Consider the following 14515-nt stretch of genomic DNA (forward strand, 5'->3'; position numbering starts at 1 on the left):
ATATTCAGGAAGGATATGGACACCATGCAGAAAATACTGTTGCTGGAAGACGACAAGAGCTTGAACCGCGGGATAACGCTGACTCTGCAGAAAGCAGGTTACGCCGTCGCCTCGGCATTTACGCTGGCAGATGCGGAGGAGTTCCTTGAGAAGGAGGAATATTCTCTCATTATCTGTGACATCACACTTCCGGACGGAAGCGGCTTAGAGCTTGGCCGCAAGATCCGTGAGCTTGGCAGCACATACTTTATCTATTTGACGGCGTTGGATTCGGAGACGGACATCGTAACTGGATATGATACCGGTGCGGATGATTATATCACAAAACCATTTTCTCTGATGGTGCTGGTATCCAAGGTAAACGCTCTCATGAGACGGATCGACAGTACGGAAGAATACAAGAGCGTTATGGTATGTGGGGATATGGAGCTGAATTTGCGGGAGATGAAGGTATACAAGAGAGGCAAGGAGATATCACTGAGCAAGAAGGAGATGCAGCTATTGACTTATCTCTGGGAGAATGCAGGACAGATCGTATCCAAAGACAGTATTTTAGGGCATGTCTGGGATGTGGACGGGCAATTCGTGGACGAGAATACGGTAACAGTCAATATCAGCAGATTGAAGAACAAGCTTTTGACAGATGCAATTTCCAATGTGAGAGGATTAGGATATATATGGACCGAAAAAGTCATAAGAAAGTAAGGAAATATATCATCATTTATCTTGTATTCTTTGTATTTTTTTCCATGTTTTTGTTCCTTCTGGAAAGATATGAGGCCGCAAATGACAGGCAGAGGATGTTTGGGATCATAGCGGCACATCCCGAGCTTGAGGCGGAAATCATAGCGGCATGGGAGAAGACGGAACATACAAAGGACGAGGATGGCCTGAAAATCTTAAAAGACAAGTATGGTTATGACCCAAACAATACCGCTTCCCATAATTCGTGGCGGGTATTCTGGGGGGCAGGCCTATTGACAGGAACATTGGTGATTGTATGCATAGGGTATTGGGATTGCAGGAAGAGGGATGATTCCAGAGAAAATCTCCTCATACTGCACGAGAGCCTGGAACAATTCCGAAGAGGGGAATTTGGAGACATTCCGGATTACGAAAATGAATACAGGGCAAACTCGGAAGAGTGGAGGAAAGTGTGGGAGTCTCTGCGGGAGTTGGGCGTATATTTTGCGGCATTGAAACGGGCGTGCCAGGAAGAGGAAGACAGCACAAAGGCGCTGATTACGGATATCTCCCACCAGTTAAAGACGCCTTTGGCATCTCTTAGGATGAGTTACGAGCTGGTGTCGGATTATCAGCTTACCAGCAAGGAGCGTCTGGAGTTTCATGAGCAGGAAGAAAAAGAAATCGAGAAGCTTGAGATACTCTTGAAGGAATTGGTGAACCTGTCGCGGCTTGAAACTCGCATGATTCAGATCAAGCCTGTTTTGGCGGACTTGAGAGAGACCATTGCGGGAGCTGTGAGCCAGATTTATATGAAAGCCAAGAATAAAGATATGGAGATTCAGGTGGAGATGGAGGAAGATATGGATATCTGCCATGACAGGAAATGGACGGAAGAGGCTTTCATCAATGTGCTGGATAATGCTGTAAAATATTCGGGAACTCATACCAAGATAACGGTGCGGGTAACGCCTTTGGTCCAGAATGTGCTGATTGAGATCGAGGATGAGGGCATCGGGATACAAAAGGAGGAATTCATAAGAATCTACCACAGATTCTACCGGGGAGAGCGTGCAAAAAAAATGGCAGAAGAAGGAGCAGGAGTGGGCTTGTATCTTGCGAGAATGATTCTGGAACGTCAGGGCGGGACGATTTCTGCCAAGACGAAGGCAGGAAAAGGCACGGTATTTCGGATTACGCTTCCAAGCCGGTGACATAAGAGGTATCAAACCCTTACAAAACTGTTATGGTTTTTGTAAGGGTTTTGCAATGTTAGAAAGGTATAATAGGGTTTAACAAATAGGCAGGAGGTAATCTATGAATACAGACAGCAGTAAGATTCTAGTGGTGGAAAATCTGGTAAAATATTATGGAACAGGTGAAAGTCAGGTTCGGGCGGTAGACCATACGGACCTGGAAATCGAGAGAGGGAAGTTTACGGCAATCGTGGGCCGTTCCGGTTCCGGTAAGTCTACGCTCCTGCATTTGATTGGAGGATTGGACAGACCGGATGAAGGGAAAGTCTGGATAGAAGGAAAGGATATCTTTGCCCTGAAGGACGACAGGCTGGCAGAGTTCCGGAGAAAGAAGATTGGATTCATTTTTCAGGACTTCAATTTGATTCCATCTTTGAATGTGTGGGAGAATATCGTACTTCCCTTGGGCCTTGACAATCGGAAGGTAAGAAAGGAAGACGTGGAGGAGGTTCTTGAGAAGATTGGGATTGCGGATAAAAAGGATACGATGCCCAATGCGCTGTCAGGGGGACAGAAGCAGCGGACGGCCATTGCAAGGGCATTGGTGACAAATCCGGCCATGATTCTGGCGGATGAACCGACCGGGAATCTTGATTCACAGACTGAGCTAGAGGTGATGAGCCTTCTGAAAAGCTGCGTGAAGGATATGGGACAGACGCTGGTTATGATTACCCATGATGAGATGATTGCCCAGATGTCAGACCGAATGATTGAGATTGAAGACGGTAAGGCGGTGAATTGTTAATGAAAATGACAACGAGAGTCGCTTATGACAATATGAAATACTATAAGAGCAGGAATATATTGATTGGGATTGCAATTGTGCTGACGACGCTGTTGTTATTGGTCATTCCTACGGTAGGGAAGGGGATGGCAGATTATCAATTTGCAGCGGTGAGAAAGATTTATCCCTCCTGGCATGCCCTTTACCGAAATGTGGATGAGGAGACGGTACGCCAACTGGCCGTACATCATGATATTTCCACATATGGACTTAGAAGTGATGCGGGATATATGAATTTGGCCGACGCGCAAGTTTCCATGATGTTCATGGATGCGAAAGGGCTTGAATTATACAAAATGGAGCTGGCCAAAGGAAGATTGCCGGAACAAAAGGATGAGATCGTGGTTTCGGAGGGAATACTGAATGAACTGGGACAGCAGGGAGAGATTGGAGATACGGTCACAGTCCCTTACCAGATATACCGGGGCGGGGAGCTGGACCTGACAGAGACAAAGGAGTTCCGGATCTGCGGATTTTTTGAAGACAGCCCAGGCAATCTGGAGAATCGAAACTATACGTCTCTGGTATCGGAGGAATTTTTGAAAGACGAGGTTCCGAAAGAGGATATTGCTTACCGTTTCCTTTTGCAGATCAATGACACGGATAAAGCCACAACGGATAACATAGAAAAAAGGATTAAGGACATTGGCGGCCAATTTGGAATTTCGGAAAATGAAACGAATATTAATACGGAGTATCTGGCGGCCAACTATGTAGATCCGGTCACGATACCTGTGGTCATTGCGATTATGGCTATCGTCATGCTGGCTGGAGTGATTACTATCTACAGTATCTATTATGTTTCCATGAACCAGAGGGTTCAGGAATTTGGAAGGCTGAAAGCGATTGGCGCAACGAAGCGTCAGATCAAGCAGATCGTGCTGCGGGAGGGCTTGTGCGTTGCCGGTTTTGCAATCCCGGTGGGGCTGCTCCTGGGCACACTGTCATCCAATGCAGTCATGTCCCTGTTTATCTATATATTGGGTGATGAGGGCGAGCTTATGAAGGCTGTAGCTAAGATAGCAAAGAGCGGCGAGGTATCTCTTTGGTATTGGTGGGCTTATCTCATTGCAATTTCAGTGACCTTATGTACCGTATATATTTCTCTGCTCCGTCCTATGCATAAGGCGGCAAAAATCTCAGAAGTAGAGGCAATGCGGGGGCAGGGGACTGGGAAAAAGCTCCGAAGCAGCAGAAAGGGGTACGAGTATCTTACCATTGGAAGGCTGACATTGCGGAATCTTATGGACAATAAGAAGAAAAGTGCGGTTACGGTTCTCTCCATGGCCGTTACAGGAGTGTTTTTGATGGTGGTCGCTACGGTCTTATCCTGTGCGAATCCAAGGGAGAGCGCCAACAGCTCTTTGGTAGGACAGTATGAGATTACGCCTGTTATCGAAGAGTATGACAAGGAACATCCGGAACTGAAATGGTCAGAGGTGCAGAAAGATAATCCCTTGGATGAGACATTAAAGCAGCAGATTGAAAATCTTCCTGGGGTAGAGAAGGTCGATGCGTTTACCACAGTCAGAGTAACGGGCGAATTGTTCATGGAAGGTGATTCTAATTCGATCAATGGAGTCCCGGAAGAATATGCCAAAGAACTGGAAAAAGGGATAGAGAAAGGGAAAGTGACCTATGAAGAATTAAAATCCGGAGACAAGGTGATTATGGACAGTGCGCTGAGTCAGTGGTATCCGGATCTGGATGTGGGAAGTAAGCTGAAATTAACGGTTCATGACGGCGATCGGGAGTATGAGAAAGAAATTGAGATAGCGGCAGTAGGGAATTATAGGATTGGCCTTACGAACTATGCGTGGCTGATCATGGCAAAGGAAGCTGCAGACCGGTTGAGTGATAATAATTCCACCAGATATTTCCATGTATATGCAGATAAGGACTATGACCAGAAGCTTTTCGAGTCTTTAGACGGAATCGTAAAGGCATCTGGAAGGATTGAGATGCAGACTTGGAAAAGTGAATATGACCACTGGAAATCAGCCATGGCAACCACCAGCGGAGCCGCCTATGCGTTTCTTGGGATACTGGCATTGATCAGTGTGATGAATCTGATCAACACCATGTTGAACAGTGTCCATGTGCGCAAGAAAGAGCTTGGCATGATGCAGGCCATTGGAATGTCTGATTCGCAGCTCATGAAAATGCTCCAGTTGGAGGGAATTTTCTATACGGCAGGCACGCTCCTGATATCTGTGGGACTGGGAAGCCTTGCCGGATATCCCGTATTTCTGTATGCAAAGAATGATAAAATGTTTAATATTACCACTTACCATTATCCGGCGGCGGCAGCCCTTATCTTGGCGGCAGCGCTGATATTGATTCAGGTTTTGCTGGCAGTTGGGATAGGAAAGTCTGTGCGGAAGGACTCACTGATTGACAGAGTACGGTTCAGCGAGTGATATTATCCTTTCTTGCGGTATTTGGATGGCGTTGTGCCGAATTTTTCCTTAAAAATTTTGTAAAAATATCCTTTGTTGTGATATCCTACAAGTTCTGTAATCTCCTCCACGCTCCGGGTGGAGGAGATTAGCATATGCTCCGCATGTTCAAGACGGATCTGCTGTACATAATCGGAGTAGGTAAGCCCTGTCTTATTTTTGATGATCCGGTTAAAATAATCCTCTTGAAAATGAAATTCTCTGACCAGTTCTTGGATGGTAACAGTGGCATAATGACGTTTGATATAGTCTGAAATTTCCTCGAATACAATCCAGTTCATGGTCTTTCTCTGCTCTTTTGAGAGAGAAAAATCATACTTTGTGCTGATGATCCGGAAGATGCGCAGCAACAGCCCTTTGCAGATATAGTGGGACCCGATCCTGCCTTGGTACAGCTCGTCAAGCAGAAGGCAAAGGCATTGCTCCAGTTCCTCGGCAGGAGCGGCGTCTGCATTCGGGCGGAAATGCAGGTATTGCTGCAGGTCTTTCTGTTTCAGTAGCGCGGACTGCAGGAACGAAATGATCTTCTGTGTGGCAACCGTTTCATCCATGATCTCTGAGAAGATATCGTTGGCAATCCCAAGGAACAGGACGATTGCGGGCTTCTTGAGCAGATAGTCCTGATGCAGGCAGTTCTTGTCAATGAGGCACAGGTCTCCCTTGGAAAATACGATGTCGCGCCCAAGTATCCGTTGGCGGAATTCGCCTTCTACCACGTATGCCAGCTCGATATAATCGTGTGTGTGGAGCTGGGTCTTCTCGCCGGAGGCAAAATGCAGCTGATAGCAGAAGTGTTCCGGCGCGGGACAGAGGGTGGTGCGTAAGGCAGAAGAGGTCTGTTCCAGCTCGGCGGCATTGGCAGAGCCGATGTTCCAACACAGTGCAAAGATACGTTCGCTTGGAGGAAGGGGATAGGTCTTGACTTCATGGGCGGACTTGGAGTATTCCGGGCAGACAAGGCGTGAGCCGAGCCTGTGCTCCGGGGGCAGCAGGAGTTTTTCGGTTGTGGTAATGTGGTTGCATAAATCCGAGAGAGTCAAAATTGGTATCCCCTTTTCTATTATTATTTGGTGAATCCGTATTGCCGGATAGAGTGAGGTAACGTGTTAAAGAGTATTCTTTGGGCATGTATCATGCAGTTTCCCAAGAAGCGCCCGAATCGGACGGTAGCAGACCAGCGATACGGCGACGTTCCCCGCGCAGTGGAGCAGGTCGAAGGGAATGCCGGACACCCAGTAAGAGAAGCCGGCAGCCCATCCGCCTGCGAAGAAGTAGGGGATGGAATACAAGAAGCCAAAGGAAAGTCCGTATGCCCCAAGGATTGCACTGGTTGTAATGACCGATGTCTGCTGTTTTTTGCTGAAAATTACATACAGCGCAAGAATGCTCCATATATACAGATAGCCGAACCACCATAGGCCGAAACCGTAGATGCATCCCTCAAGGAACACGAATACATAGATGATAAGGAATGCCTTTTTCCGGTAGATCTGTGTATAAATGTAGACCAGAAGGGATACGATTTCTATGTTGGGCAGATAGGACATGCCCACCTGCCCAATGAGCAGGATCGCGCTCAGGAGCGCCATGCTTACCAGTTCGGTTGTATTGACTTTGTTCAGTGTTTTTCGTGTTTCCATTATCCTGCCCTTCTGTCACTAGAGGTTTAATATCCTTCTGTCAGAGTCAGCTCAAATTTATCCCCGTCTTCGATGGGCGTCTGGTCGGCGGAAGTGTTCAAGGTTTCCCCGCCTTTGGTGATGCACCACCACTGTTCCCTGGAATCGTCGGCTGTCTCGCCGTCAACGGAGGTGATGAACATGCCGAATTCACCCTCGGTTCCCTCGACGAGTTCTTCAGCTTTTAACACGTCTCCAAGATAAGCTTCATCTGTCTGATAAATGAAATCTTTGGAGGATTCGTCTCCATGTACCACAGTTACGGTAATCTCCTTTGCCCCGGCCTTGCCTTCGGGCATGAATACTTTGTAGATGCCGAACATGGCGATTGCAGCGACAATCAGTGCGGCAATCAGGAGAATTACTTTTTTGTTGGATTGTTTTTGGTCTTTTTGTTCCATTTCTTTTGTTCCTTTCTTCTGTTGAGTTTGAATATCATTGCAAAATTTCCAAAAGAAACAAAAAAGTTTGCTCATGAAAGCAAACTTCCCCCTTAATAGTGCAATAGAGATAGAATGTTTCGCTTTGGACGGAAGCCCCATTCTACATATATGCAGGTAGTCTGGCTTCGGGCATAGCCCACACAGTGACCCCATCGCTCAGGATTCCCACCTGATTCCCGCTGCAAATATGCGTAGTTTTTCTATATAAGCACAATGATATGCATAAGGACGGCCTGTCATCCGGCAAATCCTGTTACAGATAATACTATAAAATCTTATAATATTCAAGTTATTTTTTTCTATGGCTTTGGCAGTCTACAGAGCCTCGTGCTTTCGGTAAATCAGGTACGACAGGCCTGCCGAAACGAATTCTGTGAAGCAGAAAGCATACCAGACGCCGTCTGCGCCCAAGAACCGGCTGAAAAGATATGCGGCGGGCATGATGATCGCTACATACCGAAGCAGCGAGATGTACAGGGACGGGGTTCCTTTACCCAATCCTTCTAAAGCCCCGGAGCAGGTAACGGAGACTGCCGAGACGACGAAGCCAAGGCTGATAATGTGGAGCGCCTTTACGCCGATTTGGATGGTCTGGGCATTTGCGGTAAACAGGCCGATCAGCTCGGCTGGAATCAGCCAGGACAGAATCGTGCCGATGCACATGACGCCCATGGTGAGGGCAAGTGTCGTGCGGAAAATCTTTTGGACGCGCTCTTTTTCTCCTGCGCCGTAATTGTAGCCCATTAAGGGGCGGATGCCTTGGATGATTCCATTTGCCGTCAGATAGATGAAGGTCTGCAGTTTATAGTAGACGCCAAGCACAAGCACGTATGTCCCGGAAAATGCGGCAAGGATTCCGTTCAGGACTGAAATCAGCAGGGAGGGGAGGGCAAGGCTCAGGGTTGCGGAGAGCCCGACGGAATATAATTTCATTGCGACGTTTTTCTCGGGCCTTAGGTATTGGCGTTTTATCTTTACGGGGATAGGGTCTGTCTTGCAGAAAATCAGGTACGCAAGCAGTGTAAGTAACTGCCCGATTCCGGTCGCATATGCCGCTCCGGCGATTCCCATTGCGGGGAAGAAACCGATTCCGAATATCATCAGCGGATCCAGGATGATATTGGCGATAAAACCGCACATCATGCAGAACATGGACACCTTCATCTTTCCCACCGCCTGAAAGAGTTTTTCATATACCAACGTTAAGGCGATTACCGGGGAGAATAGGAATGCCCGGTTGGAATAGCTAAGGGCCATCTTGACGACTGTTTCATCGGAGGAGAACATCCGAAGGAAGGGACGCATGATGGCAATACATAAGATGGACAGGACGATTCCATGGAGCAGGTTCAGGAACCATCCCTGCGAGGCGGATTTGTCTGCGCAAGTCTGGTCGCCTGCGCCGAGAAAATATGCCACGCTGGCGTTGATGCCGATCGCGAAACCGATTGCGATCGCGTTGATCATGTTCTGGATAGGGAAGACCAGGGCAAGGGCAGTCATGGCGTCCTCGCTTAGTTTTGCCACGAAGTAGCTGTCCACGATGTTGTACAGGGAATTGACTGCCATGGAAATGACCATGGGCAGGGACATGGACAGGACAAGGGGCAGGATTTTCTTTTCTTTCATAAATGTTTGTTCCATAACTTTTACCTCCATTTCAACACATAAAAACGCCACACAAGAACTTTATAGTCTTTGTGTGGCGAAAAAAGATCTCTCTTGAAAAATCCACTCCCGTTTGGGTTTGGTATTAGTATGTCATATGGGGGAGGGAATGTCAATCCTATGGAAAAAGTAATTGCAAGATACATTTTAAAAGATAAAACAAGATACAAGTCGGAATAGGTAACTTTCCCGAAAAACAGGCAGAGTTATGAACTTGTATATCATTCCTGTTTTTCCCTATAATGAACCATAGAAAACAAATCCAGACACATTTTCAAGAAAGAGAGGAATTTTATCATGTTAAAATCAAAAGCTTACCAATTCTGGTTCTGTACAGGGTCACAGGATTTATACGGGGATGTGTGCCTGTCCCACGTTGCGGAACATTCACAGAAGATGGTGGAAGCGCTGAATGCTTCCGGCAATCTTCCTTATGAGGTCGTATGGAAACCGACGCTGATTACCAATGAACTGATCAGAAAGACTTTGAACGAGGCGAACACAGACGAGAACTGCGCCGGAGTCATTACATGGATGCATACATTTTCCCCGGCAAAATCATGGATTCTCGGCCTGCAGGAGTACAGGAAGCCATTGCTCCACTTCCACACGCAGTTCAACCGCGAAATCCCATACGACACCATCGACATGGATTTCATGAACGAGAATCAGGCGGCCCATGGGGACAGGGAGTACGGACATATTTTCAGCCGTCTTGGCATGGAGCGCAAAGTCATTATGGGGTACTGGGAGGATGCGGACATCCAGAAGAAGATTGGCGACTGGATGCGTACGGCGGTCGGCGTTATTGAGAGCAGCCATATCCGCGTCATGCGCATTGCTGATAATATGAGGAATGTAGCCGTGACCGAGGGCGACAAGGTAGAGGCGCAGATTAAGTTCGGATGGGAAATTGACGCATACCCGGTAAATGAAATTGCGGCAGAAGTAGACACTGTTTCCAAAGGAGATATTGACGTACTGGTGGAAGAATATTATGATAAGTATGAGATACTTTTGGAAAGCAGAGATGAGAAAGAATTCAGGGAGCATGTAGCGGTACAGGCAGGAATCGAGATTGGTTTCGAGCGGTTCCTTGAAGCAAAGAATTATCAGGCAATCGTGACCCATTTCGGCGACTTGGGAAGTTTAAAGCAGTTACCGGGCCTGGCAATCCAGAGATTGATGGAGAAAGGGTACGGTTTTGGCGGAGAAGGCGACTGGAAGACGGCGGCAATGGTTCGGCTGATGAAGATTATGACTCAGGGCATGAAGGATGCGAAAGGAACTTCGTTTATGGAGGATTATACATATAATCTGGTTCCGGGCAAAGAAGGAATCCTGCAGGCACATATGCTGGAGGTATGCCCGTCGGTGGCTGACGGGAAAATCAGCATCAAGGAACAGCCCTTGTCCATGGGAGACAGGGAAGACCCGGCAAGGCTGGTATTTACATCTAAGACAGGGCCGGCGGTGGCGACGTCCCTGATTGATTTAGGGGACAGGTTCCGCCTGATTATCAATGACGTAAACTGCAAGAAGGTGGAGAAGCCGATGCCGAAACTTCCGGTAGCGACTGCGTTCTGGACGCCGGAGCCGAACCTTCAGACAGGCGCTGAGGCATGGATTCTTGCAGGCGGCGCGCATCACACTGCATTCTCTTATGACCTGACTTCCGAGCAAATGGGTGATTGGGCGGCATGCATGGGCATTGAGGCTGTCTATATCGACAAGGATACGACCATCCGCCAGTTCAAGAATGAATTGCTGTGGAACAGTGCCGTATACCGGAAATAGGAGGAGCAACGCATGAGCAACGTAAAAGAAGTAATTGAGAGTGGGAAGGCTGTACTTGGGATTGAGCTGGGTTCTACCAGAATCAAGGCTGTGTTGATTGACGAGAACCATACGCCAATCGCATCGGGCGACCATGAGTGGGAGAACCGGCTGGAGAACGGAAACTGGACGTACTCTCTGGATGATATCTGGGCAGGGCTCCGTCATAGTTACCAAAATCTGGCGGCAGACGTGCAGAACAAGTATGGAGCCACGATTCGGAAGATAGGCGCCATCGGGTTCAGCGCCATGATGCATGGTTATATGGCATTTGATAAAGATGGGAAGCTTCTGGTTCCGTTCCGTACTTGGAGAAATTCGACCACGGGCCCGGCGGCAGAGGAGCTGACCCGGTTATTCCAGTATAATATCCCTATTCGCTGGAGCATTGCCCATCTGTATCAGGCAATCCTGAACGGGGAAGACCATGTAAAGGATGTGGCGTATTTCACCACGTTAGCCGGGTATATCCACTGGAAGCTGACGGGCGTGAAGGCGCTGGGAATCGGAGATGCATCCGGTATGTTCCCCATTGACGTTGAGAAGAAGGATTTCAATGAAGAAATGATTCGGAAATTCGACGAATTGGTGGAGGAAAAGCATTTCTCTTGGAAATTAAGGGATATCATGCCTAAGGTCATGGTTGCCGGGGAAGAGGCGGGCGTCCTGACCGAAGAGGGGGCGAAGCTTCTGGATGAGAGCGGGAATCTTGAGGCAGGAGTCCCTCTGTGTCCGCCGGAAGGCGATGCCGGAACAGGCATGGCGGCGACCAACAGCGTTGCAAAGCGTACCGGGAATGTGTCTGCGGGAACCAGTGTGTTTGCCATGATTGTGCTTGAAAAGGAGCTTCGCAAGGTATATCCGGAGATTGACCTTGTGACTACGCCGGACGGCAGCCTGGTTGCAATGGTCCATGCCAATAACTGTACCTCGGATTTGAATGCCTGGGTAGGGATTTTCCGGGAATTTGCCGAGAGCTTCGGAATCGAGGTGGATATGAACCGGCTGTTTGGCACGTTATACAATAAGGCTTTGGAGGGAGACGCAGACTGCGGCGGCCTGCTGGCTTACGGCTATCTCTCCGGAGAATTTATTACAGGCGTAGACGAAGGGCGTCCACTGTTCGCAAGGTCGCCGGAGAGTAAGTTCAATCTGGCGAACTTCATGCGTGTGAATCTGTATACGGCGCTGGGGGCTATCAAGGTAGGTATGGATTTGTTGTTGAAAGAAGAGGATGTGGCGATTGATTCGATTCTTGGCCATGGCGGGCTGTTCAAGACGAAAGGCGTCGGGCAGAGAATCCTTGCGGCGGCAATCAACGCGCCTGTATCTGTTATGGAGACGGCGGGCGAGGGCGGTCCTTGGGGAGTTGCGCTTCTGGCGGCTTATATGAAGAATAAGGCAGATGGCGAGAGTCTGGAAGATTATCTGGCAAAGAAGGTGTTCGCCGGAAATGCGGGAAGCCGGATGGAGCCGAATCCGAAGGATGTGGAAGGATACGAGGTCTTTACCCAGCGGTATAAGAAGGGGATTGAGATTGAGAAGGCTGCTCTGGAATATTTGATATAAGGAGTTAAAATTATGCTGGAACAACTGAAAAAGGAAGTCTATGAGGCAAATATGCTGCTTCCGAAATACGGGCTGGTCACATTTACGTGGGGCAATGTAAGCGGAATTGACCGTAAGAGCGGATTGTTTGTAATCAAGCCAAGCGGTGTAGAGTATGACAAACTGAAGCCAGAGGATATGGTGGTGGTTGGTCTGGACGGGAAGAAGGTGGAGGGGGACTACAATCCTTCTTCCGATACTGCCACCCATGTGGTGTTGTATAACCGTTTCCCCGAGGTGGGCGGCATCGTGCATACCCATTCCTCCTGGGCGACAAGCTGGGCGCAGGCAGGGAGAGGGATTCCTTGTTACGGGACGACCCACGCAGATTATCTCTATGGAGAGGTTCCCTGTGTGAGGAATCTGACGAAAGAGGAGATTGACGAGGCGTATGAGAAGAATACAGGCGTATTGATTGCCGATGAATTTGAGGCGCGTAAGCTTGATTATAACGCGACCCCGGCGGTGCTGTGCAAGAACCATGGTCCGTTTACATGGGGGAAGAACGCGCACGAGGCGGTGCATAATGCGGTGGTACTGGAAGAGGTTGCGAAGATGGCGGCCCGTTGCGAGATGATAAATCCCCAGAATGTATCTGCTCCGCAGGAGTTACAGGATAAGCATTACTATCGGAAGCATGGGGCGAATGCATACTATGGGCAGCCGGGGAAATAATCGGATAGAGGATAAAAAGAACCAGTCCAAAGTGGGCTGGTTCTTTTTCAATGCATTGCTATTTAATGAAAGAAAAATATTTCCATGTATAAAAATTACTTATTTACAAATACTGATTAATATACTATAATCGAAATAAATAATAAAAAATACATTTTATTTCGATAGAACGAAATAAAATAATAAAACTTAAAAATATTTCGATATAATTGAAAGGAGATGAGAATATGGTTAAGAGAGAACGATATATCGAAAGAATTAGACCTTTTTATGAAAGCGAACTAATAAAAGTATTGATTGGAATCCGAAGATGTGGTAAATCCGTATTGCTCAGGCAGATTATTGGAGAGATTAAAGAGAAAGGAATCAGGGATGAGCAGATTCTATACATGAATTTTGAGGATTTCAAGTTTTCTGGTATCAGGACCGCTCAGGCATTATATGATTATGTCGTAGAGCGGCGTGTGAATGAAGAGAAATATTATCTTTTTTTTGATGAGATACAGATGGTAGATGAGTTTGAACTGGTTATCAATTCTTTTCGTGCGACTTGGGATGTGAGCATCTTTATTACGGGGTCGAACGGAAAACTGCTGTCCGGAGAATTAGCGACTTATCTTTCGGGGCGGTATGTAAGTTTTAAGATTGCGCCGTTTTCTTTCCGGGAATATTGCCAGATAAGAGAGTTAGAGGAACCGGCTGATGAAGACCTGGCGGAGTATCTGACTTGGGGAGGCATGCCGCAGCGGTTCCATCTTCAAAATGAGATGGAGATGGAGACGATGCTGAGGGATTTGTATAATTCGATTGTATTGCGGGATATTGTTCAACGGACGGGAGCGAAGGATGTGGATTTGCTGAACCGCATATTTGAATATCTTACCCAGACCCCGTCGCAGATGTTTTCGGCAAAAGGAATTGCGAAGTATTTTGAGAGCGTGAACCGTAAGGTGGGGACAGAGACTTTGTATAATTATCTTGACCATATGATAACGTCATTAATTGTGACGAAAGCGCGGCGGTATGATATTCGGGGGAAGCAACTTCTGACTACGTTGGATAAGTATTATCTTACAGATTTGGGGCTGGGGAAAATCCATAACAGCGGGTTCAAGTCGGAGATGGGGGCTTTACTGGAGAATGTAGTGTTTAATGAGCTGTCTTCGAGAGGCTATGAGGTTTTTGTGGGAAAGCTTCCAAAAGGCGAGATTGATTTTGTAGCTGTAAAAGGACAGGAGAAGGAATACTATCAGGTGGCGTATTATCTTTATGACCAGTCGGTAGTTGAACGAGAATTTGGGGCGTTTCGGAAGATTGAGGATAATTATCCTAAGTATGTTATTTCCATGGATAAGATGGATTTTTCGCAGGATGGGATTATCCATAAGAATGCGGTTAAATTCTTGATGGAGCGGAAGTAGGA

The 14515-nt window shown here is 47.5% G+C and carries 12 protein-coding genes; 8 read left to right on the forward strand and 4 right to left on the reverse strand.

Annotation, left to right across the window (positions count from 1 at the left end):
• Positions 1 to 24 precede the first annotated feature (24 nt).
• The 4 genes from AC6I3O_RS00875 to AC6I3O_RS00890 all read left to right on the forward strand — a co-directional run bounded on the left by AC6I3O_RS00875 (position 25) and on the right by AC6I3O_RS00890 (position 5144).
• Positions 25 to 705, forward strand: a complete 681-nt coding sequence (locus tag AC6I3O_RS00875; protein WP_497849371.1) for a response regulator transcription factor — start codon at positions 25 to 27, stop codon at positions 703 to 705.
• Positions 678 to 1898, forward strand: a complete 1221-nt coding sequence (locus tag AC6I3O_RS00880) for a sensor histidine kinase (RefSeq protein WP_497849372.1) — start codon at positions 678 to 680, stop codon at positions 1896 to 1898. Before AC6I3O_RS00875 ends, AC6I3O_RS00880 begins: the two co-directional genes overlap by 28 nt.
• Positions 1899 to 2001: 103 nt before the next feature.
• Positions 2002 to 2685: an ABC transporter ATP-binding protein gene (locus AC6I3O_RS00885; RefSeq protein WP_497849373.1), complete on the forward strand. Its 684-nt coding sequence runs from the start codon at positions 2002 to 2004 to the stop codon at positions 2683 to 2685.
• On the forward strand, positions 2685 to 5144 hold the full coding sequence (locus AC6I3O_RS00890) for an ABC transporter permease (protein WP_497849374.1): 2460 nt from the start codon (positions 2685 to 2687) through the stop codon (positions 5142 to 5144). Before AC6I3O_RS00885 ends, AC6I3O_RS00890 begins: the two co-directional genes overlap by 1 nt.
• A 2-nt stretch (positions 5145 to 5146) precedes the next feature.
• Here AC6I3O_RS00890 and AC6I3O_RS00895 read toward each other — a convergent pair whose 3' ends face one another.
• From AC6I3O_RS00895 to AC6I3O_RS00910, 4 genes are all read right to left on the reverse strand, one after another.
• Positions 5147 to 6223 (reverse strand): AraC family transcriptional regulator, encoded by a 1077-nt coding sequence (locus AC6I3O_RS00895; protein WP_497849375.1) that lies wholly within the window; start codon positions 6221 to 6223, stop codon positions 5147 to 5149.
• 66 nt (positions 6224 to 6289) lie between these two features.
• Entirely contained in the window at positions 6290 to 6823 is a 534-nt protein-coding gene (locus AC6I3O_RS00900; RefSeq protein ID WP_497849376.1) for a hypothetical protein, read from the reverse strand.
• A 26-nt stretch (positions 6824 to 6849) separates the two neighbouring features.
• Positions 6850 to 7263 carry a DUF4430 domain-containing protein gene (locus AC6I3O_RS00905; protein ID WP_497849377.1) on the reverse strand — a complete coding sequence of 138 codons (414 nt, stop codon included), beginning with the start codon at positions 7261 to 7263 and terminating at the stop codon, positions 6850 to 6852.
• 357 nt (positions 7264 to 7620) lie between these two features.
• The gene (locus AC6I3O_RS00910; protein WP_497849378.1) at positions 7621 to 8949 is read right to left on the reverse strand and encodes an MATE family efflux transporter; all 1329 of its coding nucleotides are present in this window, start codon (positions 8947 to 8949) and stop codon (positions 7621 to 7623) included.
• A 321-nt stretch (positions 8950 to 9270) separates the two neighbouring features.
• Between AC6I3O_RS00910 and araA the strand changes: the two genes are divergently transcribed.
• The 4 genes from araA (at position 9271) to AC6I3O_RS00930 (ending at position 14513) form a co-directional block, all read left to right on the forward strand.
• Entirely contained in the window at positions 9271 to 10770 is a 1500-nt protein-coding gene (araA, locus tag AC6I3O_RS00915) for an L-arabinose isomerase (RefSeq protein ID WP_497849379.1), read from the forward strand.
• Positions 10771 to 10782: 12 nt separating this feature from the next.
• Positions 10783 to 12378, forward strand: a complete 1596-nt coding sequence (locus tag AC6I3O_RS00920; RefSeq protein ID WP_497849380.1) for a xylulokinase — start codon at positions 10783 to 10785, stop codon at positions 12376 to 12378.
• 12 nt (positions 12379 to 12390) lie between these two features.
• Positions 12391 to 13092 (forward strand): L-ribulose-5-phosphate 4-epimerase, encoded by a 702-nt coding sequence (locus AC6I3O_RS00925; protein WP_497849381.1) that lies wholly within the window; start codon positions 12391 to 12393, stop codon positions 13090 to 13092.
• Positions 13093 to 13319: 227 nt separating this feature from the next.
• Positions 13320 to 14513, forward strand: a complete 1194-nt coding sequence (locus AC6I3O_RS00930) for an ATP-binding protein (RefSeq protein ID WP_497849382.1) — start codon at positions 13320 to 13322, stop codon at positions 14511 to 14513.
• Positions 14514 to 14515 lie beyond the last annotated feature (2 nt).

This window comes from Sporofaciens sp. St.21A7 (assembly GCF_059728535.1).

Coding starts and splice junctions, on each gene's coding strand:
- AC6I3O_RS00875 (WP_497849371.1), top strand. CDS start 25: ATGCAGAAAATACTGTTGCTGGAAGACGACAAGAGCTTGAACCGCGGG.
- AC6I3O_RS00880 (WP_497849372.1), top strand. CDS start 678: ATGGACCGAAAAAGTCATAAGAAAGTAAGGAAATATATCATCATTTAT.
- AC6I3O_RS00885 (WP_497849373.1), top strand. CDS start 2,002: ATGAATACAGACAGCAGTAAGATTCTAGTGGTGGAAAATCTGGTAAAA.
- AC6I3O_RS00890 (WP_497849374.1), top strand. CDS start 2,685: ATGAAAATGACAACGAGAGTCGCTTATGACAATATGAAATACTATAAG.
- AC6I3O_RS00900 (WP_497849376.1), bottom strand. CDS start 6,823: ATGGAAACACGAAAAACACTGAACAAAGTCAATACAACCGAACTGGTA.
- AC6I3O_RS00905 (WP_497849377.1), bottom strand. CDS start 7,263: ATGGAACAAAAAGACCAAAAACAATCCAACAAAAAAGTAATTCTCCTG.
- AC6I3O_RS00910 (WP_497849378.1), bottom strand. CDS start 8,949: ATGGAACAAACATTTATGAAAGAAAAGAAAATCCTGCCCCTTGTCCTG.
- araA (WP_497849379.1), top strand. CDS start 9,271: ATGTTAAAATCAAAAGCTTACCAATTCTGGTTCTGTACAGGGTCACAG.
- AC6I3O_RS00920 (WP_497849380.1), top strand. CDS start 10,783: ATGAGCAACGTAAAAGAAGTAATTGAGAGTGGGAAGGCTGTACTTGGG.
- AC6I3O_RS00925 (WP_497849381.1), top strand. CDS start 12,391: ATGCTGGAACAACTGAAAAAGGAAGTCTATGAGGCAAATATGCTGCTT.
- AC6I3O_RS00930 (WP_497849382.1), top strand. CDS start 13,320: ATGGTTAAGAGAGAACGATATATCGAAAGAATTAGACCTTTTTATGAA.